24 protein-coding genes are annotated in these 20,279 nt (G+C 63.3%); 9 read left to right on the top strand and 15 right to left on the bottom strand.

What is annotated here, in order from left to right:
• The first annotated feature begins 80 nt into the window (after window positions 1-80).
• Window positions 81-1,961 (top strand): TonB-dependent receptor domain-containing protein, encoded by a 1,881-nt coding sequence (locus tag LQ215_RS26650; RefSeq protein WP_230153303.1) that lies wholly within the window; start codon window positions 81-83, stop codon window positions 1,959-1,961.
• Between the two features lie 139 nt (window positions 1,962-2,100).
• Here LQ215_RS26650 and LQ215_RS26655 read toward each other — a convergent pair whose 3' ends face one another.
• The 12 genes from LQ215_RS26655 to nrdR form a co-directional block, all read right to left on the bottom strand.
• On the bottom strand, window positions 2,101-2,886 hold the full coding sequence (locus tag LQ215_RS26655; protein ID WP_230153304.1) for a cobalamin-binding protein: 786 nt from the start codon (window positions 2,884-2,886) through the stop codon (window positions 2,101-2,103).
• Entirely contained in the window at window positions 2,886-3,305 is a 420-nt protein-coding gene (locus LQ215_RS26660) for an MFS transporter (RefSeq protein WP_230153305.1), read from the bottom strand. The genes LQ215_RS26655 and LQ215_RS26660 overlap by 1 nt, the downstream gene beginning before the upstream one ends.
• Entirely contained in the window at window positions 3,302-3,919 is a 618-nt protein-coding gene (gene ribA, locus LQ215_RS26665) for a GTP cyclohydrolase II (RefSeq protein WP_003206015.1), read from the bottom strand. The genes LQ215_RS26660 and ribA overlap by 4 nt, the downstream gene beginning before the upstream one ends.
• A gap of 109 nt (window positions 3,920-4,028) precedes the next feature.
• Complete coding sequence (locus LQ215_RS26670) at window positions 4,029-4,787, bottom strand: substrate-binding periplasmic protein (protein ID WP_230153306.1); 759 nt, start codon at window positions 4,785-4,787, stop codon at window positions 4,029-4,031.
• Between the two features lie 11 nt (window positions 4,788-4,798).
• On the bottom strand, window positions 4,799-5,302 hold the full coding sequence (locus LQ215_RS26675; protein WP_003206020.1) for a phosphatidylglycerophosphatase A family protein: 504 nt from the start codon (window positions 5,300-5,302) through the stop codon (window positions 4,799-4,801).
• Window positions 5,299-6,264 (bottom strand): thiamine-phosphate kinase, encoded by a 966-nt coding sequence (gene thiL, locus LQ215_RS26680; RefSeq protein ID WP_230153307.1) that lies wholly within the window; start codon window positions 6,262-6,264, stop codon window positions 5,299-5,301. The genes LQ215_RS26675 and thiL overlap by 4 nt, the downstream gene beginning before the upstream one ends.
• Before the next feature lie 21 nt (window positions 6,265-6,285).
• Entirely contained in the window at window positions 6,286-6,786 is a 501-nt protein-coding gene (gene nusB, locus LQ215_RS26685; RefSeq protein WP_003185935.1) for a transcription antitermination factor NusB, read from the bottom strand.
• Window positions 6,783-7,259 (bottom strand): 6,7-dimethyl-8-ribityllumazine synthase, encoded by a 477-nt coding sequence (ribH, locus tag LQ215_RS26690; RefSeq protein WP_003206025.1) that lies wholly within the window; start codon window positions 7,257-7,259, stop codon window positions 6,783-6,785. The genes nusB and ribH overlap by 4 nt, the downstream gene beginning before the upstream one ends.
• Window positions 7,260-7,510: 251 nt before the next feature.
• Window positions 7,511-8,602 carry a bifunctional 3,4-dihydroxy-2-butanone-4-phosphate synthase/GTP cyclohydrolase II gene (gene ribBA / locus LQ215_RS26695; protein WP_230153308.1) on the bottom strand — a complete coding sequence of 364 codons (1,092 nt, stop codon included), beginning with the start codon at window positions 8,600-8,602 and terminating at the stop codon, window positions 7,511-7,513.
• A 16-nt stretch (window positions 8,603-8,618) separates the two neighbouring features.
• Entirely contained in the window at window positions 8,619-9,296 is a 678-nt protein-coding gene (locus LQ215_RS26700) for a riboflavin synthase (RefSeq protein WP_230153309.1), read from the bottom strand.
• Window positions 9,297-9,342: 46 nt separating this feature from the next.
• Complete coding sequence (ribD, locus tag LQ215_RS26705; protein ID WP_230153310.1) at window positions 9,343-10,476, bottom strand: bifunctional diaminohydroxyphosphoribosylaminopyrimidine deaminase/5-amino-6-(5-phosphoribosylamino)uracil reductase RibD; 1,134 nt, start codon at window positions 10,474-10,476, stop codon at window positions 9,343-9,345.
• Entirely contained in the window at window positions 10,473-10,937 is a 465-nt protein-coding gene (gene nrdR / locus LQ215_RS26710) for a transcriptional regulator NrdR (protein WP_013694316.1), read from the bottom strand. The genes ribD and nrdR overlap by 4 nt, the downstream gene beginning before the upstream one ends.
• A gap of 127 nt (window positions 10,938-11,064) precedes the next feature.
• On the opposite strand from nrdR, the gene LQ215_RS26715 reads away from it, so the two are divergent.
• The 3 genes from LQ215_RS26715 (at window position 11,065) to trxA (ending at window position 13,237) form a co-directional block, all read left to right on the top strand.
• Window positions 11,065-11,529 carry a YbaY family lipoprotein gene (locus LQ215_RS26715; RefSeq protein ID WP_230153311.1) on the top strand — a complete coding sequence of 155 codons (465 nt, stop codon included), beginning with the start codon at window positions 11,065-11,067 and terminating at the stop codon, window positions 11,527-11,529.
• On the top strand, window positions 11,526-12,179 hold the full coding sequence (locus LQ215_RS26720; protein WP_230153312.1) for a class I SAM-dependent methyltransferase: 654 nt from the start codon (window positions 11,526-11,528) through the stop codon (window positions 12,177-12,179). Before LQ215_RS26715 ends, LQ215_RS26720 begins: the two co-directional genes overlap by 4 nt.
• 185 nt (window positions 12,180-12,364) lie before the next feature.
• Window positions 12,365-13,237 (top strand): thioredoxin, encoded by an 873-nt coding sequence (gene trxA / locus LQ215_RS26725; RefSeq protein WP_230153313.1) that lies wholly within the window; start codon window positions 12,365-12,367, stop codon window positions 13,235-13,237.
• 118 nt (window positions 13,238-13,355) lie between these two features.
• Here trxA and LQ215_RS26730 read toward each other — a convergent pair whose 3' ends face one another.
• Window positions 13,356-13,706: a hypothetical protein gene (locus LQ215_RS26730; RefSeq protein WP_230153314.1), complete on the bottom strand. Its 351-nt coding sequence runs from the start codon at window positions 13,704-13,706 to the stop codon at window positions 13,356-13,358.
• Between the two features lie 120 nt (window positions 13,707-13,826).
• Between LQ215_RS26730 and LQ215_RS26735 the strand changes: the two genes are divergently transcribed.
• From LQ215_RS26735 to LQ215_RS26755, 5 genes are all read left to right on the top strand, one after another.
• On the top strand, window positions 13,827-14,411 hold the full coding sequence (locus LQ215_RS26735; RefSeq protein WP_230153315.1) for a DUF2796 domain-containing protein: 585 nt from the start codon (window positions 13,827-13,829) through the stop codon (window positions 14,409-14,411).
• Between the two features lie 135 nt (window positions 14,412-14,546).
• Window positions 14,547-15,257, top strand: a complete 711-nt coding sequence (locus LQ215_RS26740; RefSeq protein WP_230153316.1) for an ABC transporter ATP-binding protein — start codon at window positions 14,547-14,549, stop codon at window positions 15,255-15,257.
• A 1-nt stretch (window position 15,258) separates the two neighbouring features.
• The gene (locus tag LQ215_RS26745) at window positions 15,259-16,524 is read left to right on the top strand and encodes an ABC transporter permease (protein ID WP_003206044.1); all 1,266 of its coding nucleotides are present in this window, start codon (window positions 15,259-15,261) and stop codon (window positions 16,522-16,524) included.
• A gap of 11 nt (window positions 16,525-16,535) precedes the next feature.
• On the top strand, window positions 16,536-17,054 hold the full coding sequence (locus tag LQ215_RS26750; RefSeq protein WP_230153317.1) for a DUF3299 domain-containing protein: 519 nt from the start codon (window positions 16,536-16,538) through the stop codon (window positions 17,052-17,054).
• Window positions 17,055-17,311: 257 nt separating this feature from the next.
• The gene (locus tag LQ215_RS26755) at window positions 17,312-18,010 is read left to right on the top strand and encodes an OmpW/AlkL family protein (protein WP_230153318.1); all 699 of its coding nucleotides are present in this window, start codon (window positions 17,312-17,314) and stop codon (window positions 18,008-18,010) included.
• A gap of 205 nt (window positions 18,011-18,215) precedes the next feature.
• On the opposite strand, the gene LQ215_RS26760 is transcribed toward LQ215_RS26755, so the two are convergent.
• Window positions 18,216-19,145 carry an NAD-dependent epimerase/dehydratase family protein gene (locus LQ215_RS26760; protein WP_043042712.1) on the bottom strand — a complete coding sequence of 310 codons (930 nt, stop codon included), beginning with the start codon at window positions 19,143-19,145 and terminating at the stop codon, window positions 18,216-18,218.
• Window positions 19,138-20,022: a sugar nucleotide-binding protein gene (locus LQ215_RS26765; protein WP_230153319.1), complete on the bottom strand. Its 885-nt coding sequence runs from the start codon at window positions 20,020-20,022 to the stop codon at window positions 19,138-19,140. The genes LQ215_RS26760 and LQ215_RS26765 overlap by 8 nt, the downstream gene beginning before the upstream one ends.
• Window positions 20,023-20,279 lie beyond the last annotated feature (257 nt).

Below are 20,279 nucleotides of genomic sequence, written 5' to 3' on the forward strand. Positions count from 1 at the left end.
CCCATGGGCTGACACACCGCTATCGCGAGCAAGCTCGCTCCCACATTGGTTTTGTGTGAATCAAGCATGATTGGAACCCCATGAAACTCCGCCTAGCCCTCACCCTTTCCCTGCTACCCACCCCCGACCTGCTGGCCGACACCTTCGAACGCGACCAGGCCCTGAAGCTGCCAGACATCGTGATCAGCGCCAACCGCCAGGTCGAGGCACGCAACGACAGCAGTGCCGCCAATAGCGTGTTCACCCGCGACGACATCGAGCGCTTGCAACCGGCCAGTGTCACTGACTTGCTCAGCCGTGTGCCAGGCGTGCAGGTGGCACCGCTGGGTGGGCGCGGCAGCGTGCCGGGGATTTACATTCGCGGCACCAAATCGGCCCAGAGCCTGGTGCTGGTGGACGGTCAGCGCATCGGCAACGCCACCTCCGGCGACAGCAACCTGCAGCGCCTGAACATCAACCAGATTGAGCGCGTGGAAGTGCTGCGCGGTTCGCGCTCGGTGATCTACGGTGCCGATGCGGTGGGTGGGGTGATTCAGATTTTCACCCGTCGCGGCAACGCACAAGGCCTGCAACCGCGCCTGCATGTGGGGGTCGGCAGCCACCAGACCTGGGAACGTAGCCTGGGCCTGTCCGGCGGCGACGACCAGACCCGCTTCAACCTCGGCGCCAGCCTCGACGACAGCGCCGGTAGCAACCGGACCCACGAGTCCTACGCCAGCGACCGCGACGACGATGCCAACCGCAACCAGTCGTTCAGCCTGAGCCTGAGCCATGCCGCCAGCGATGACCTGGAAGTCGGCCTGAACCTGCTGGATAACCGCGGCAAAAGCGAATACGACAACCCGTTCGGCCGCTTCGACCCGGCCACCTTCCAATCCCTGCCCCAGCAACCCTATAGCGAATTCGCGGTGAGCAGCTTCAGCACCTATGTGGACGGGCGAATCAGCGACGCGTGGAAGTCGCGCCTGGAACTGGGCCACAGCGAGAACCGTGAAAAGACCTTCGACAAGCTCAGCGATGTCCGCGAAGTCTTCAATACCTACCGCGATTCCGTGACCTGGCAAAACGACGTGACGCTGGACGAGCGCAACAGCCTGATCGTTGGCGGTGACTGGTATCAGGACCGGGTCAACAGCAGCACGCCGTTCGACGAAGACAGCCGCTGGAACCGTGCCGCGTTCATTCAGCACCGCTTCCAGGCCGAAACCTTCTCCACCGAACTGGGCCTGCGCCGCGACCAGAACCAGCAATTCGGCGGCCAGAACAGTTGGAGCGGCACGCTCACCCTGCCGATCAACCCGGACAACGACCTGTTGCTGACCTACAGCGAAAGCTTCCGCGCGCCGACCTTCAACGACCTGTACTACCCGGACTTCAGCAACCCTGACCTGAAACCCGAGACGGCCAAGAGCTACGAGCTGCAATGGCGCAGCCAACTGAGCGACAGCGCCCGCCTGGAAACCTCGCTGTACCGCACGGACCTGGAAGACGCGATCATCTTTGGCAGCAACTCACGCCCGCAGAACGTCGCCTCGGCGCGGATCAACGGTTTTGAGATGGCCTACCTGCAGGAGGTGTTCGGCTGGCAGGGCAACCTGGGCCTGGCCATCATCGACCCACGTGACCGCGACAGCGGCCACACCCTGGCCCGCCGCGCCCGACGGACCTTGAGCCTGGACCTTGACCGGCAATTCGACCGCCTGGGCCTGGGCGCCACCTGGCAAGCAGTGAGTGGCAGCTATGACGACGAAAACAACCGCAATGCCCTGGGCGGCTATGCCCTGCTCGGGTTGCGCGGCAGTTGGGCACTGACCCGGGAAGTGAAGCTGGACATGAAGGTGGATAACCTGCTGGACAAGGGGTACAGCCGGGCGCTGTATAGCCATGATGGGGGGCAGTATGGGTATCGGGAAGAGGGTCGGGCGTGGTTGTTTGGGGTGACTTGGACACCGGCACTCTGATCCAGAGCCAGCCGCGCCTGGGCTGGCCTCATCGCGAGCAAGCTCGCTCCCACAGTTGATATTCAGTGGCCACAGGTTTTGTGTTCACAACAGAATCCCATGTGGGAGCGAGCTTGCTCGCGATTGCAGGCGCCGCGGTCTACCTGTCCGGCGCGATCAATTCACACAACCGCGCCGTCGCCTCGATCATCTGCCCACTGGGTCGCTCCAGCCCCTTGTCACTGACCAGCAACAACCGCCCCTGGGCCACCGGCCATTTTTTCCAGGCATCAAGCTGCGCCTGCTCCGTGGCCAGGATCATCTGCGGCTGGCGCTGCAGCACCGATTCCACACTCACCTGCGGGGCCGGCACGCTCAGGTCGGCAAACACGTTGCGGGCCCCGCACACCGCCAGCGCATCACTGATGATCTGCCCGCCCCCGACGGTGTACAGCGGCCGGTCCCAGACCTGGTAGAACACCGGCAACGGCGGGTCCCGTCGATAGCGCTGGCGCAGCGCCGCAAGACGCACACGCAACTGCGCCGCCCGTTGCACACCCCGCTCCGGGCGGCCGAGTTGCAGGGCAATGTCTTCAATTTGCGCGATGAGTTGGTCGAGGCTGCGGGGCTCGGCGACATAAATGCCAATACCCAAGCCCTTGAGCTGCTCGCGCTGGGCCGGGCCGACACTGCCGGGCCAGAGCAGGAGCAGGTCGGGCTTGAGGCTGAGCAAGCGCTCCATGTCCAGTTGGCCGTAACGCCCTACGGAAGGCAGGTCTTTAAGGATTGGCGGACGGTCACCGCCGTCCAGCACACCCACCAACAGGTCGGCGGAGCCCAGTTCAACGACGATTTCCGACAGCGACGGCGCGAGGCTGACGACCCGCGAAGCCGCCATCGTCGAGGCGCTGACAGCCAGCAGCAAGACCGCCAGCCAGCGGCTCATCAGCCGAGTTGACGCGGGATACGGTACAGGTAGAACAACACGGCGGTCGACAGGGCCAGCAGCATCAACGGCACCGCCTCCAGGCCCACGAACACCGCAAGGGCACCGACCCAGGCCGGTAGCCCTGCCACCAGGAAGGCTGAGCGGCGACGGGCCGCCAGGTCAATCCAGGCTTGGGGTTCTTCGGGTGTGTCGAGGGCTTTCTGGGTGGCGATCAGGGCTTGCTTGTACGGCCCGAAGAATCGCAGGCTGACAAACATCGATGCCACGCCGGCAATGAACAGCGGCATCGCCAGCACCGGCAGAATCGCTTCGCCTTGGCCGAACACCGCGTTGATCACGAACAGTGGCAACAAGGCCAGGGCCAGGTATTTCCACCAACTGACGGCCAGCCGCCGCCGAACCTGACCGCGCGTCACGCCCGGTCAACCTCGCCTTGGTGCTCGTTACCCATCATGTGGTCGAGCTTGCTGGCCTTGGTCGCCAGGTAGAGTTTGTTGTGGGGGTTGTGACCGGTGTGCAGCGGCACTCGCTCGGCCACCACGATGCCCATGTCGGTCAAGGCCTTGACCTTGCGTGGGTTGTTGGTCATCAGTCGCAGGGACTTGATACCCAGGTGTTCGAGCATCGGCAGGCAAATGCTGTAGTCACGCAGGTCGGCCGCAAAGCCCAGGCGTTCGTTGGCCTCCACGGTATCGGCGCCACCATCTTGCAGTTCATAGGCACGGATCTTGTTCAACAAACCAATGCCGCGTCCTTCCTGGCGCAGGTACAGCAACACACCACGGCCTTCACGGGCAATGGCCTGCAGCGCGGCCTCGAGTTGCGAACCGCAATCGCAGCGCTGGCTGAACAGGGCATCGCCGGTCAGGCATTCGGAATGCAGGCGGCCCAACACCGGAGAACCGTCGGTAAAATCACCCAGGCTGAGCACGACGTGCTCGCGGCCGGTGGCCTCATCGAGAAAACCATGCATGGTGAATTGCGCAAAGGGCGTTGGCAGCTTGGAAGCGGCAACAAAAACGACAGGCACCGGTGTGCTCCTGATCTAGTACTGGAGATTCGCAGAGGCGGGCATTGTAACAGCACGATCCGACCGACGCTTAGGCTGAATTGTCGGCCATAACCATCGAAGAGTTTGATTACGGCTTGGGTGGATTGCCATTCTCGTCGAAAGGATAGGGTTGCTTCCAGCGTTCGAAAATCGGTTTCAACTCGCCGCTCTTCACCAGCACTTCCATGCGTCGGTCGAACAGCGCACGCAACGTACGGCCATTTTCGTTGTTGGCGAAGCCCAGGTACAGCGGCAAGTTGATCAGCGGCGAGAGCTTGAATTGCTTGGGGTTGTCGGTCTTGGCGAGCACGTCCTGGATTTCCATCAACGCATCGATATAAAAATCGGCACGTTCATGGACCAGCATCGGCAAGATACCCACGGCGCGGTGGATTTCATTGAAGCGCCGGATGTTGGGCAGGTAGCTGTCGTATGCGTACCCGCGCATCCACACCAGTCGATAGTTGCCAATCGTCGCCAGCGTCGGTGACGGCTTGGAGGCCAACCCCAGGGCATAGATATGATCGACGTCGTAGTGCCAATGCGGGTAAAGCAGCCCTTCGGTTTCATCGCGATAGGCGCCGACCTGTGCGTCCATCTCCCCACGCTGCACCAACCCGATCGAGCGGGTGTAGGGCACGCTGCGGATCTCCAGCTTGACGCCTTCAGGCTCGAAGACCGCGCGCAAGATGTCCCAGCCCATGCCCTGGCCATCGGCCTGGGTGTAATCGGCCCACTCCTCGCTGGCCGCACGGATCTTGTCAGGCAGCGGGGTCGACTCGGCCGCCCTCGCCCCTATACAGGCTCCTAGACACAGCAACAGCAGTAGTGCGCGGCTTACGCCCATGCCCGACTCCCTCAGGTGAAACACCACACCAATCCTTGCATTGCCAGCCAGGCGAAAACCCCGGCCAATACATCATCGAGCATGATGCCGACACCTCCATGCACATGCCGGTCGATCCAGCGGATCGGCCACGGCTTGAGGATATCGAAGAAACGGAACACCAGGAAACCCGCCAGCAGCCAATACCAACCTTCCGGTACCAGCCACAAGGTGATCCACATGCCGACCATTTCGTCCCAGACGATGCCTTCATGATCGTGCACCCGAAGGTCGTCCGCCACTTTGCCACACAGCCAGAAGCCAAAGAGCATGGTGATGCCCAGCATCAGCCAATAGCCCCAGTCCGGCAACATCTGCCACAACGGTATGAAGGGTAGCGCAACCAGCGAGCCCCAGGTGCCCGGGGCTTTAGGCAAAGTGCCCGAACCAAAGCCAAATGCCAGGAAATGCCAGGGATTGCGCCAGACCGAAGGCGGAACGAACTCTGCCGGGACCTGGTTGGGATGATCTGTCACGGTGTCTCCCGAAAATGTTGATAGCCCCGCACTGGCGGAGTGATGTCGTGCCCATCGCTGTCGACCAGCGTGACACCTTGCCCGGCCAGTACGCTGCCGATCACGTGGATCGGCCAGCCTGCAGCCTGCAACGCCGACAATCGGCTCGGTGGCACGGCGAACAACAGCACGTAATCGTCACCGCCGCTCAGGGCGACCTGCTCGGCGTCCGCCCGGCCAAGAAACGCTAGCAGAGCGTTGGACAACGGCAGTCGGTCCCGTTCAACCTGCAAGGCCACCCCGGACGCCAGGGCGATATGTCCGCAATCGGCCAGCAGGCCATCGGAAATATCCATCGCCGCGCCGGCCTTGCCGCGCAACGCCAAGCCCAGGTCGATCTGCGGACGTGGCGACCAGTAATGGGCCAGCAACGGCTCGGCAATCGCAGGTTCGGCGCTGCGCTGGCCAAGCACCAGCGGCAATGCGCCGGCGGCATTGCCCAGCTCGCCGCCGACACATAGCAAATCGCCGGGCCGTGCGCCGCTACGGGTCAGGGCCTGGCCGGACGGCACGTGGCCGAACACGGTCATGGTCAGGCTCAGTGGCCCACGCGTGGTGTCGCCGCCCACCAGCGCCACACCACAGGCCTGGGCCATCTGGTTCAAACCGCGGGCATAGGCTTGCAGCCAATCGGTGGTCACCGCCGGCAAGGTCAGGGCAAGGGTAAAGGCGAAAGGCTTGGCGCCCATGGCAGCCAGGTCACTGACCGCCACGGCCAGCGAGCGCTGGCCGAGCAGGAACGGGTCGCAAGGGTCTGGAAAATGCACACCGGCCACGAGCGTGTCGGTGGACACCGCCAGCTGTTCCCCGGGAGGAACGGCCAGCAAAGCGCAGTCGTCGCCGATCCCCAGCGCAACGCCCTCGCCGCCCTGCGCGCAAGGCGCGGCGGCGAAGTAGTTTCGGATCAGCTCAAATTCGCCCATCAAGTGTCGCTCAAGCGCCAATCAGCGCTTGAACGCCTTCACTTCAGCTTCACGCAGACGCGGGGCGAGTTTGTCGAGCACACCGTTGACGAACTTGTGGCCATCGGTGGAACCGAAGACTTTCGCCAGCTCGATCCCTTCGTTGATCACCACGCGGTACGGTACGTCGACGCGCTTGAGCAGTTCCCAGGTGGACAGGCGCAGCACCGCCAGTTCAACCGGATCCAGCTCTTCGATGGTCAGGTCCAGGCATGGCGTGAGTGCGGTGTCGATTTCGGTCTTGAACTGCGGGACCCCATGCAGGATCTCGCGGAAGTAGGCACCGTCGACATCACTGAAATCGTTGTCGACCCGAAACTGCGCTTCGATCTCGTTCAGCGATTGCTTGGCCATGTGCCATTGGTACAGCGCCTGGGTCGCGAGCTGACGGGCTTCGCGACGCTTGACGCTCTTCGACGGCTTGCCGGCATCCGCAGGCTTTGGATCGCGCGGGTTGAAACGATCGCTTTCGTCGCTAATCACTTGGCCTCCAACTGCGCCAGCAGGCTGACCATTTCCAAGGCGGACAGGGCAGCTTCGGCGCCTTTGTTACCGGCCTTGGTGCCGGAACGTTCGATGGCTTGCTCGATGGAGTCAACGGTCAGTACGCCGAAAGCGACCGGCACGCCGAATTCCATGGACACCTGGGCCAGGCCCTTGGTGCATTCGCCGGCCACGTATTCGAAGTGCGGAGTACCGCCACGAATGACCGCGCCCAGGGCGATGATCGCCGCATATTCGCCCTTTTGAGCGACTTTTTGCGCAACCAGCGGAATTTCGAAGGCGCCAGGGGCACGGATGATGGTGATGTCGCTTTCGCTCACGCCATGGCGAACCAGGGCATCGACCGCACCGCCAACCAGGCTCTCGACCACGAAACTGTTGAAACGGCCCACTACCAGAGCGTAGCGGCCTTTAGGGGCGATGAAGGTACCTTCGATGGTCTTCAGGGTCATTCGTCAGATCTCTTAAAGAGCCGGAGCGCGTTCTATAACGTGCTCCTCAGTGATATTAGCCACGAATACAGGGCCGTGGATCCCGCCATCTCGTTCACTTGCATACCTTCTGTGGCGAGGGAGCTTGCTCCCGCTTGGGTGCGCAGCACCCACAAGAGGGGCCGCTACGCAGCCCAGCGGGAGCAAGCTCCCTCGCCACAAATGGATCTAACAAACCTCAAGTGCACAACAATGCCGGAATCCACGGGCCATTATTCGGAGGGCACGTATTCTACAACTTCCAGATCGAAACCGGATATCGCATTAAATTTCATCGGTGCGCTCATCAGGCGCATTTTACGCACGCCCAGGTCACGAAGGATCTGCGAACCGGCACCGACAATGCTGTAGGTGGTCGGTTTTTTCGCCGGTGCCTGGTCGCCGGTTTCACGGATGTGCGCCAACAGCACATCGCCATCGAGCGGATGGCCGAGCAGCAGCACCACGCCGCTGCCGGCCTCGGCCACCGCCGCCATGGCGGCCCGCAGGCTCCAGCGGCCGGGTTGCTTGACCATCAGCAGGTCGCGCAGCGGGTCCATGTTGTGCACGCGCACCAGGGTCGGCTCGTCGGCGCACACGGTGCCCAGGGTCAGCGCCATGTGCACGTCGCCTTCCACCGAGTCGCGGTAGGTCACCAGGTTGAACTGGCCCAGTTCGCTGTCCAGCGGCTGTTCGGCAATCCGCTGAACGGTACGTTCGTGGATCATCCGGTAGTGGATCAGGTCGGCGATGGTGCCGATCTTGATGTTGTGTTCGGCGGCGAAGGTTTCCAGCTCCGCACGACGGGACATGGTGCCATCGTCGTTCATCACTTCGCAGATCACGCCGCTGGGTTCGAAACCGGCCATGCGCGCCAGGTCGCAGGCCGCTTCGGTGTGGCCGGCGCGAGCCAGCGTGCCGCCAGCCTGGGCCATCAGCGGGAAGATGTGGCCGGGGCTGACGATGTCTTCGGCCTTGGCGTCCCGGGCGGCAGCGGCCTGCACGGTGCGCGCACGGTCGGCGGCGGAGATACCGGTGGTCACGCCTTCGGCGGCCTCGATGGACACGGTGAACTTGGTGCCGAAGCCCGAGCCGTTGCGTGGCGCCATCAGCGGCAGCTTCAGCAGTTCGCAGCGCTCGCGGGTCATCGGCATGCAGATCAGGCCACGGGCATGCTTGGCCATGAAGTTGATGTGCTCGGCCTTGCAGCATTCGGCGGCCATGATCAGGTCGCCTTCGTTCTCGCGGTCTTCGTCATCCATGAGGATGACCATCTTGCCTTGGCGGATGTCTTCAACCAGTTCTTCGATGCTATTGAGCGCCACGCGGCACCCCCTTGGGTCAGGATTTGAGGTAGCCGTTGGCGGCCAGAAAACTTTCAGTGATGTTACCCGCCCGTCGTTGTGAAGAGTCAGACTCTGCGGCCTTGTCTCCCATAAGCAGGCGCTCCAGGTAACGGGCCAGCAAGTCGACTTCCAGGTTGACCCGGCGCCCAGGCTGGTACGAAGCCATGATGGTTTCGCTCAACGTGTGGGGGATGATCGTCAGCAGGAATTCGGCACCATCCACCGCGTTGACCGTCAGGCTGGTGCCGTCGACGGTGATCGAGCCTTTGTGGGCGATGTACTTGGCCAGTTCCTTCGGGGCGCGGATGCGAAATTCCACGGCCCGGGCGTTATCCGTGCGCGAGACCACTTCACCGACGCCGTCCACGTGACCGCTGACCAGGTGCCCGCCCAGGCGAGTGGTGGGGGTCAGGGCTTTTTCCAGGTTGACCGGGCTGCCGCTCTTGAGGTCGTTCATGGCCGTGCAATCGAGGGTTTCGCGGCTGACGTCCGCCAGGAAACCGTTGCCCGGCAACTCGACGGCCGTCAGGCACACGCCGTTGACCGCAATGCTGTCGCCCAACTTGACGTCGCTCAGGTCGAGCTTGCCGGTTTCGACGTAGACCCGCACATCGCCGCCCTTGGGGGTGAGTGCACGGATGCTGCCGATGGATTCGATGATGCCGGTAAACATGGAGTCCTCCTCGAGAACGGGCCGCCGCTTGAGCGAAAGCCGGGAATTATACGCTCGCCTGCGCAACGGGAACGGCGATGACTCGCCAGTCATCGCCCACGGCGCGGATTTCGGTGATTTTCAACTGCGGGGCGTCCTTCATCTGCGCCAGCGGCCAGTCCAACAGCGGCCGCGCGGAAGAACCGAGGAACTTGCCGGCAACGAAAATCTGGAACTCATCGACCAACCCTTGCTGGGCGAAAGCCCCCGCCAGGCGCGGACCGGCTTCCACCAGCACCTCGTTGACGCCACGGCCCGCCAGCTCCACCAGCAGGCGATGCAGATCGACCTGGCCGTCATCGCCCGCCACGATCATGCATTCGGGACCGTTGGCGTACTGTTCTTCCACCGCCATGCAGGTAGCGACCAGCGCCGGGCCAGCCTTGAAGAATGGCGCATCCAGCGGCACCCGCAGACGACCGTCCACCAATACCCGCAGCGGCGGACGGCTCATGACCAACGCGGTCTGCTCGGCATCGAGCCCCAGCTCATCGGCGCGCACGGTCAGCCGGGCGTTGTCGGCCAGCACCGTGTCGGCACCGGTCAGCACCACGCTGGCCTGGGCGCGCAGGCGTTGCACCGCCGAGCGTGCAGCCGGGCCGGTGATCCACTGGCTTTCGCCGCTTTGCATGGCGGTGCGGCCATCGAGGCTCATGGCCAGCTTGACCCGCACGAACGGCAGGCCCTGCTCCATGCGCTTGAGGAAACCTTCATTGAGCTTGCGTGCTTCACCTTCCAGCACGCCGCTTTCGGTGACGATGCCGGCCTGGGCCAGCCGTTGCAGGCCGCGCCCGGCGACTTCCGGGTTGGGGTCCTGCATCGCCGCCACCACCCGCGCCACGCCGGCGTTGACCAGCGCATCGGCACACGGTGGCGTACGCCCGTGATGGCTGCACGGCTCAAGGGTCACGTAGGCCGTGGCGCCGCGGACCTGTTCGCCGGCGGCACGCAGGGCATGGACTTCGGCATGGGGCTCACCGGCGCGGATGTGCCAGCCTTCGCCGACAATCTGCCCGTCACGCACGATCACGCAACCGACCCGGGGATTGGGGTGGGTGGTGTAGTGACCGCGCCGCGCCAACTCCAGGGCACGGGCCATGTAGTGGGCGTCGAGGACGGCCTGCTGCGCCGAGTCGGTCATTCTTTCACCGGTTCGCGGGCCAGCCGGTCGATTTCTTCGCGGAACTCGTTCAGGTCCTGGAAGCGCCGGTACACCGAGGCGAAACGGATGTAGGCGACTTCATCAAGCTTCTGCAGCTCGGCCATCACCAACTCACCGACCACCAGGGATTTGACCTCGCGTTCGCCGGTCGCCCGCAGCTTGTGCTTGATGTGCACCAGCGCCGCTTCCAGGCGCTCGACGCTCACCGGGCGTTTTTCCAGGGCGCGCTGCATGCCGGCGCGCAGTTTTTCTTCATCGAACGGCTGGCGGCTGCCGTCGGTTTTGATCAGGCGCGGCAACACCAGTTCAGCGGTCTCGAACGTCGTGAAACGTTCGCCGCAAGCCAGGCATTCGCGGCGGCGGCGGACTTGTTCGCCCTCGGCGACCAGTCGCGAGTCGATGACCTTGGTGTCGTTGGCACCGCAGAAGGGACAGTGCATGGTGGCAGGCAACAAAAAAAGGGAGGGCCATGGTAGCGCATCCCACTGGCAAGACAAGCCATAGGGTTTACGGTATACAGACGGGCTTACCGTCAGATCCATGGAATTCACCTTGCTGGAGCCACACATGCCGCTACGATCACTCGTTTTGCTCAGTCTTTTCAGCCTGCTGATGGCGTGCAGCAGCGACGCCCCCAAGCCTGCCGCGCCCGCACCGGCGCCGGCGCCAAAACAGGCCCAGGAAAAAGCTCGCCAGGCGGCCGAGCTGGGACCGTTGCCGGCGTATCAGCGCGAATTGAGCGGCACCTTGCAAGGCGTACCGGTCGGCGCCGAGGTCGAATTGGCGCTGCTGGTGATCGATGACAAGGACCGCCCACAGCAATTACTCGCCAGCTCCAGCCTGATCGGCACCAACCAGGCCCTGCCCTTCCGCCTGCGTTTCAACCCCGAAGCCTTTCCGGTTGGTGCGCGCGTGGAACTGCGTGGCCGCGCCAGCCAGTCGGGCCAGTTGATCCTGCACCTGCCGGAGCAACGCATCGGCCAACCGACCACCCAGGCATTGGGCGCCCTGCAATTCGTCAAAGCGCCATGAATGCACCGCAAGACCTGCAACGGGCGTTGAGTGAATTGCTCGGTGATGCGCGCCTGGTGGCTTGCCCGCTACCCGGCGCTGACTTGCAGCTGTGGCTGATCGACGGCGACAACATGGACCGTGCCTTCAGCCCGGAAGAAACCCGCCGCATTCTCCACGAGCCGCCCTATTGGAGCTTCTGCTGGGCCAGCGGCTTGGCAATGGCCCGCTACCTGGCCGAACAGCCGCAGTGGGTCGAGGGCAAGCGAGTCTTGGATTTTGGCGCCGGTTCCGGCGTGGCGGGCATCGCGGCGGTCAAGGCCGGGGCGTTGGAAGTGGTGGCCTGCGACCTCGATCCACTGGCGATTGCCGCGTGCCGGGCCAACGCCGCGCTCAATGGCGTGGAGCTGGGTTATTCGACGGATTTTTTCACCGAGGCCGATCGCTTCGACCTGATCCTGGTCGCCGATGTGCTCTACGACCGGGCCAACCTGCCGCTGCTCGATCAATTCCTCAGCCGTGGCCGTGAAGCGTTGGTGGCCGACTCCCGGGTGCGGGATTTCCAGCATCCGCTGTACCGACGCATCGACATGCTCCAGGCCATGACCTTGCCGGACCTGGCCGAGCCTGAAGAGTTTCGGCAGGTGAGCCTGTACCACGCGCGGCGCTAGCCTTAAAAGCATCGCGAGCAAGCTCGCTCCCACAGGGGTCGCCTGAACACTTGAGATCCCTTGTGGGAGCGAGCTTGCTCGCGAAGGCGTCCTACCGGATACCACAATACGAAAGACCTCCCCGGCTTTCAGCCCCCCCCACCAAGCCGTATAGTTGCCCCATTCAAGCGCTCTACGAGATTGCCATGACTCAGGAAACGCCCTACATCTTCGACGCCACCACCGCCGATTTCGACCAGTCGGTGATCGCGAACTCTTTCCACAAACCGGTGCTGGTGGACTTCTGGGCCGAGTGGTGTGCGCCGTGCAAGGCGCTGATGCCGATGCTGCAAACCATTGCCGAGAGCTATCAAGGCGAACTGCTGCTGGCCAAGGTCAACTGCGACATCGAGCCGGACATTGTCGCCCGCTTCGGCATTCGCAGCCTGCCAACGGTGGTGTTGTTCAAGGACGGCCAACCCGTCGACGGCTTTGCCGGCGCCCAGCCGGAATCGGCGGTGCGCACGATGCTCGAGCCCCATGTGCAGATGCCGCCTCCGGCTGCGGCTGACCCATTCGAACAGGCCCAGGCGCTGTTCGACGACGGTCGTTTCGCCGACGCCGAAGCCCTGCTCACGGTGTTGCTGGGTGACGACAACACCAACGCCAAGGCCCTGATCCTGTATGCCCGCTGCCTGACCGAGCGCGGTGAGCTGGACGAAGCGCAGACCGTGCTCGACGCGGTGAAAAGCGATGAGCACAAGGCCGCCCTCGCCGGCGCCAAGGCGCAGATCCAGTTCCTCGGCCTGGCCAAGCACCTGCCGGACGCCGCCGACCTCAAGGCACGCCTGGCGAAAGACCCGCAGGACGATGAAGCGGTGTACCAACTGGCGATCCAGCAACTGGCGCGCCAGCAGTACGAAGCGGCCCTCGATGCGTTGCTCAAGCTGTTCGTGCGTAACCGCAGCTACAGCGAAGGCCTGCCCCACAAGACCTTGCTGCAAGTGTTCGAACTGCTGGGCAACGATCATCCGCTGGTGACGACTTATCGTCGCAAGCTGTTCGCAGCGCTTTACTGACGCCCACCGTAGGAGCTGACGAGCGACGCGAGGCTGCGATCTTTTGATCTTTCGCTTGAGATTCAAGCGTCTGGGTAAAGATCGCAGCCTCGCTTCGCTCGTCAGCTCCTACACGCTCCTACGCGGTTTCGTGCCAGCTGTAGAGTGGCGTGTCGCCACCACTGATGACTTTCACATCCGGGCTATGGCGCAAGCGCACCAACAGGCGCTTGCCCGCCGAGGCGTTGCCGGTCAGGCCTTCGAGCTGTTCCAGCAGGTCCGGGCCGCTCAGTTGCCCGGCCTTGCGCAGCAGTTCCTTGGCGATCTGCCACTGGGCATCGTCCTGACTCACCGGTTTGGCCGCCGGTGCCGCCACGCCCTCGGACTTGGCCACTTGCAACTGCGCGCCAAGCTGCGCCCAGTCGCCCTCATCCATTTCGATCGACAAGTCCACCGGCCAATCGCCGACGGTTCCGCGTATCCGCAACATCACCGTGCTCCTGAATATTTCATGTTCGCATGCTCCCATGGCCCTTGCGCGACGCCAAGCAGACGGTCAAACTCTCCGCACTTTCGTTATAAGATTACATAACCTTTTCGGAGACTCGTCATGCGTCGTCTGCTTCTCGCTTTGCCGTTCGCCCTGCTGCCATTGGCTGTCGCTCATGCGGCGGTCGAGCATGATCATGACCACGAGCACGGCAGCCTCGGCGCCCATGAACACGGTGTAGGCCGGTTGAACGCCGCCCTGGACGGCCAGACCTTGGAGCTGGAACTGGAAAGCCCGGCGATGAACCTGGTGGGCTTCGAACACGCCGCCACCAGCGATGCCGACAAGGCCAAGGTCGCCGCCGTTCGGGCGCAGCTGGACAAGCCACTGGCGTTGTTCAATCTGCCCGCTGCGGCCAAATGCACCGTGGCCCAGCAGGAACTGGAAAGCCCGTTGTTCGGCGATGAACCGGACCACGAAGACCATGACGAAGACGCCGACGGCGACGAGCACCACGGCGAGCACAGTGAGATCCATGCCCACTACCAGTTCACCTGCGCCACCCCGGGTGCACTGAAGAACCTGGACCTGGCGAGCCTGTTCAAAACTTTCCCGGCCACCCAGAAAATTCAGGTACAACTGATCAGCCCGAGCGGCCAGCAAGGCGTGGAAGTGACGGCCAAGGCGCCAGCCCTGAAATTTTAAGTACACCGAAAACCCCTGTGGGAGCGAGCTTGCTCGCGATGAGGCCGGCACATCCAACACCTATGCCGCCTGACACACCGCTATCGCGAGCAAGCTCGCCCCCACAGGGATTCACCTTGATCTGACCGGTTTCATATGACCCAAGCACTCATCGAACTCTCCGACCTGGGCTTCAGTTGGCCCGGGCATCCGCCGTTGCTGGATATCCCGGCGTTTCGCCTGGAGGCCGGTGAGACGCTGTTTCTCAAGGGCCCGAGCGGCAGCGGCAAGACCACCTTGCTGGGACTGCTGGGCGGGGTGCAAACGCCGGATCGCGGCAGCATCCGCCTGCTCGGCCAGGAACTCACCGAACTGGGCGCCGGCAGTCGCGACCGCTTTCGCGTCGACCACACCGGCTATATCTTCCAGCAGTTCAACCTGCTGCCGTTTCTCTCGGTGCGCGAGAACGTCGAGCTGCCCTGTCACTTTTCCAAGCTGCGCGCGCGACGGGCCATCCAGCGCCACGGCAGCGTCGATCAAGCCGCCGCCACGCTGCTGGCCCACCTGGGCTTGACCGACCCAAACCTGCTGGAGCGGCGCGCCGACTCGTTGTCCATCGGCCAGCAACAACGGGTCGCCGCCGCCCGGGCGCTGATCGGCCAACCGGAACTGGTGATCGCCGACGAACCGACTTCCGCCCTGGACTACGACGCCCGGGAAAACTTCCTGCGGCTGTTGTTCGCTGAATGCCGCGAGGCCGGGTCGAGCCTGTTGTTCGTCAGCCACGACCAGAGCCTGGCGCCGCTGTTCGACCGCAACCTGTCGCTGGCCGATCTCAATCGCGCCGCCACGCCACTCGAGGTCTGAGATGTATTTGTTCCGTCTAGCCATGGCCAGCCTGGCGAACCGCCGCTTCACCGCGATCCTCACCGCGTTTGCCATCGCCCTTTCCGTTTGTCTGTTGCTGGCCGTGGAGCGGGTACGTACCGAGGCGCGGGCCAGTTTCGCCAGCACCATCAGCGGCACCGACCTGATCGTCGGCGCCCGCTCCGGTTCCGTGAACCTGCTGCTGTACTCGGTGTTTCGCATCGGCAACGCCACCAACAACATCCGCTGGGACAGCTTCGAACATTTCGCCAGCAACCCGAAAGTGAAGTGGGCAATCCCCATGTCCCTCGGCGATTCCCACCGTGGCTATCGGGTGATGGGCACCACCGAGGCCTACTTCGAGCATTACCAGTACGGTCGCCAGCAGCATCTGGAACTGGCCGACGGCCGGGCGTTCGCAACCGATCCGTTCGAAGTGGTGCTCGGTGCCGAAGTGGCCGAGGCGCTGCACTACAAGCTCGGCGACAAGCTGGTGCTGGCCCACGGCGTGGCGGTGGTCAGCCTGGTCAAGCATGACGACAAGCCCTTCACCGTGGTCGGGATTCTCAAGCGCACCGGCACCCCGGTGGACCGCACGCTGCACATCAGCCTCGGCGGCATGGAGGCAATCCACATCGACTGGAAAAACGGCGTGCCGGCCCAGGGCAATGGCCGCATCAGCGCCGACCAGGCCCGCAACATGGACCTTACGCCCCAAGCGATCACCGCGTTCATGCTCGGCCTTAATAGCAAGATTTCGACCTTTGCCTTGCAGCGCGAAATCAACGAGTTCCGTGGCGAGCCGTTGCTGGCTATCCTGCCGGGCGTGGCGCTGCAGGAATTGTGGAGCCTGATGGGCACGGCGGAAAAAGCCTTGTTCGTGATTTCGTTGTTCGTGGTGCTGACCGGGTTGATCGGCATGCTCACGGCGATCCTCACCAGTCTCAATGAGCGTCGCCGGGAAATGGCGATCCTGCGTTCGGTGGGCGCGCGGCCGTGGCACATCGCGACGCTGCTGGTGCTCGAAGCCTTTGCCCTGGCGCTGGCCGGGGTCACCGCCGGGCTGGCCTTGCTGTACATCGGCATCGCCGCCGCCCAGGGTTACGTGCAATCGGCCTATGGCTTGTACCTGCCGCTGAGTTGGCCGAGCGAATATGAATGGACGCTGCTGGCTGGCATCCTGGTCGCCGCCCTGCTGATGGGCAGCGTGCCGGCCTGGCGCGCCTATCGCCAATCGCTGGCCGACGGCCTGTCGATTCGTTTATGAGGACCTTGAAGATGCCCCGCGCCCTGCTTGCGCTGTTGATGATGGTCGCCCTGCCACTGTGGGCGGCCGAGCCGAGGGACCTGGCCTGGTCGGAAATGATCCCGCCGGACGCGCCGCCGGAGGTGCCGAACATGACGCCACTGCACGACTTGTCGAAGATGAGCGACGCCCTGGCCGCCGAATCCGCGCCAGCCGTCAAGCAGGATTTGCCCAACGCCCCGGTGGTCAAGGCCCTCGATGGCCAGCAGATCCGTTTGCCGGGCTACATCGTGCCGCTGGAAGTCAGCGAGGAAGGTCGCACCACGGACTTCTTGCTGGTGCCCTATTTCGGCGCCTGCATCCACGTACCGCCACCGCCGTCCAACCAGATCGTGCATGTGAAAAGCGAAGTCGGGGTCAAGCTCGACGAGTTGTACCAGCCGTACTGGGTCGAAGGGCCGATGCAGGTCAAGCCGTCCACCAGTGAGCTGGCCGATGCCGGGTATCAGATGGAGGCGGAGAAGATTTATGTGTATGAACTGCCGGAGTGAATCCGGTGGTGATGGGTGGTTTTGAGAGCGCTATCGCGAGCAAGCTCGCTCCCACAGTTGAATCGTATTCCTTCTGAAGAAACTCGATCCAATGTGGGAGCGAGCTTGCTCGCGATGGTTCCCTCAAATTTTCCCATCAGCGTTTTTATTGAGCTGAGTCAATTAAACACCCCCTGACTCATTGAGCTGTGTCAAAAGACCGGACCAGACGGCTTCGTACCATGGGACATCAATTTTCGATGCCCTCTGGAGCCCTCATGAACAAGTCCTTGCTCAGCGCTTCCCTCGTTGCCCTCGCGCTCGCAGCCCCACTCGCCCAGGCCCACACCGCTGGCGATATTATCGTTCGCGCCGGTGCCATCACCGTCAACCCGGAAGCCGACAGCTCCAGCGTCAAGGTCGATCGTGGCCCTCTGGCCGGCGCCGACTTGGGTGGCAAGGCGACCATGAGCAGCGACACGCAGTTGGGCTTGAACTTCGCCTACATGATCACCAACAACCTGGGGATCGAACTGCTGGCGGCCTCGCCGTTCGAGCACGACGTGAAAATCAAAGGCACCGCCCTGGGCGCGGCCAACAACAAGCTCGGCACCCTCAAGCACCTGCCGCCAACCCTGAGCCTGGTCTACTACCCGCTCGACGCCAAGTCGGCGTTCCAGCCTTATGTCGGCGCCGGCATCAACTACACCTGGATCTACGACGAACACGTCGGCAGCGAAGCCAGCGCCAACGGCTTCAGCAATTTCCGTGCGAGCAACAGCTGGGGCATGGCGTGGCAAGTGGGCGCGGACTACATGTTGACTGACAACATCATGATCAACGGCCAGATTCGCTACATCGACATCGACACCACCGCATATGTGGACAACAACGCCGTGGCCGGCGGTACCCGGGCCAAGGTGAATGTCGATGTGGACCCATGGATCTACATGGTGGGGTTGGGCTACAAGTTCTAAGCCACCTACCACTATGGCAAGTTGATAAAACTTTGTGGCGAGGGAGCTTGCTCCCGCTCGAGCGCGCAGCGGTCGCAGATTCTTTGGGCCTGCTTCGCAGTCCAGCGGGAGCAAGCTCCCTCGCCACAGGTTTCACTTGTCATGACAGCGATGCATGACTCACAAAAAAGGCGCCCCGAAAGGCGCCTTTTTTTGTGGCTGAAAATCAGCGTCCCAACAACCGCGCCAGCCCCACGCTCATCGGTGTTTGCGGGGGAAAGCTGAAGCGCTGCAACAGCCGATGATTGTCGGCCCGCGAATGGCGGATGTCGCCGGAGCGCGCCGGGCCGTAGCTGATCGGCGGCAGATCGCCGACCACGGCGGCCAGGGCCTGGAGCATCTGCTTGAGGGTCGTGGCCTGGTTCCAGCCGACGTTCACCGCGCCCACTTCCACCTCAGGCTTTTCGATGGCTTGCACCAGCAAATCCACCAGATCTTCGACGTAGACAAAATCCCGGGTCTGCTCGCCATCACCGAACACGGTGATCGGCAGGCCTTTCTGCGCCCGTTCGCTGAAGATGCTGATGACCCCGGAATACGGCGAGGACGGATCCTGGCGCGGACCGTAGATGTTGAAGAAGCGGAACACCACTGGCTCCAGGTTGTGCTGGCGGCGATAGAAGTCGAAGTAGAACTCGCTGGCCAGTTTGTCCGAGGCATACGGCGTGAGCGGGGCCTTGGGGGTTTCTTCGTCGATGGACTCGCCTTCGCCGTTGTTGCCGTAGACCGCTGCGCTGGAAGCGAACAGCACCCGCTTCACACCGCTCTGGCGCATGGCTTCGCAGACATTCAGGGTGCCGATGAAATTGCTTTGGTGGGTGCGCACGGGGTCGTCCACCGAGGCTTGTACCGAGGCCACCGCCGCCAGGTGCGCCACGGCGCTGCAACCGGCCATGACCCGCGCCACCAGCGCGGCATCGGCGACGTCACCTTCGATCAGTTCGAGCGCCGGGTTGTCCAGCGGCAGGTTGCTGCGCTTGCCGGTGGACAGGTCATCGAGGATGCGCACCGAATGTCCCTTGGCGAGCAAGGCGTCGGTCAGGTGCGAACCAATGAAACCCGCGCCGCCGGTGATTAAAACAGGGCCTTCAGCCATGGCGATAAAACCTATCCAGTAAGCTTGGGAGTGCCGCGCGCCAGGCGCGGGGCTTGATCCCGAAAGTGTGCAGAATTTTCTTGCAGGCCAGCACCGCGTGCTGCGGTTCTTCCGCCGCGTCCGGCCGTGCGGCGTGGGCTTGGGCGGTGGGTGCTTCGATGGCCAACGGATGCAGCGCGCGGGCTTCGGTGAGGATCGCCTGGCCCAGCGCCAGCGGCGTAGTCGCCTCGTGGCCGGCGTAATGATAGGTGCCCCACAGCGGCGCCGCGCAATCGAGTTGCTTGAGCACCGAGATGATCACGCGCGCGGCATCGTCCACCGGCGTCGGGTTACCGCGGCGGTCGTCGGCCAGCAACAGCTCCTCGGGCTGTTCGGCCCGGGCCAGGAAACGCCCGAGGATGCCGTCGGCGCTGTCGTCCAGCAGCCAGCCGAACCGCAGCAGCACGTGTTGCGGGCAGGTGGCGCGCACGCTTTGCTCGATCCGCCACAGCGCCTGGCCCCGCACGCCCAGGGGCACGGGCTCGTCTTTCTCGCTGTAGGCCGTGGCACGGGAGCCATCGAACACGCGATAGCTCGACGGTTGCAGCAAGACGATGTTGTGATGCTGGCACAGCTCGGCCAGGCGCTCGACAGCGCGCTCCTGGCTGGCCAGGCGCTGCTCGCTGACGACCTCGGCCTGGAACCAGTCGAAGTAGTACGCCAGGTTGATCAAGGCGTCCGGGCGGGTGTCGTCGAGCAGTTGCGTCAGGCTCGCGGCATCCCAACCGTCTTCGGGCGGGCGGGGGGCAAGAAAACCGATGTCTTCTTCTGCACCGAGGCGAATCAGCGCCTGCCCAAGGGCATTTCCGCCGCCCAGTAACATAAGGCGCATTCGCATAAAGTCAGCAGGCCCAGTCTATTGGCACAAGAATTTGGTCGACAACGCCCGCAGGCGTTGCCGGAATCGTTGCATTTTGCGGGTTTAGTGCGCAACCGTCATCCGTAAAGTGCAGATCGCCGGGTTTGGGTGGGACTTGAGGCCGCTATCGCGAGCGAGCTCGCTCCCACAGGGGATCTCAGGTGCCCATGCTATCCCTGTGGGAGCGAGCTTGCTCGCGATGGCATTCTGGCAGGCAATGAAGGTCTCAAGTGGTA

This window comes from Pseudomonas brassicacearum (assembly GCF_918698105.1).
In the GTDB taxonomy this organism is placed as follows: domain Bacteria; phylum Pseudomonadota; class Gammaproteobacteria; order Pseudomonadales; family Pseudomonadaceae; genus Aquipseudomonas; species Aquipseudomonas brassicacearum_F.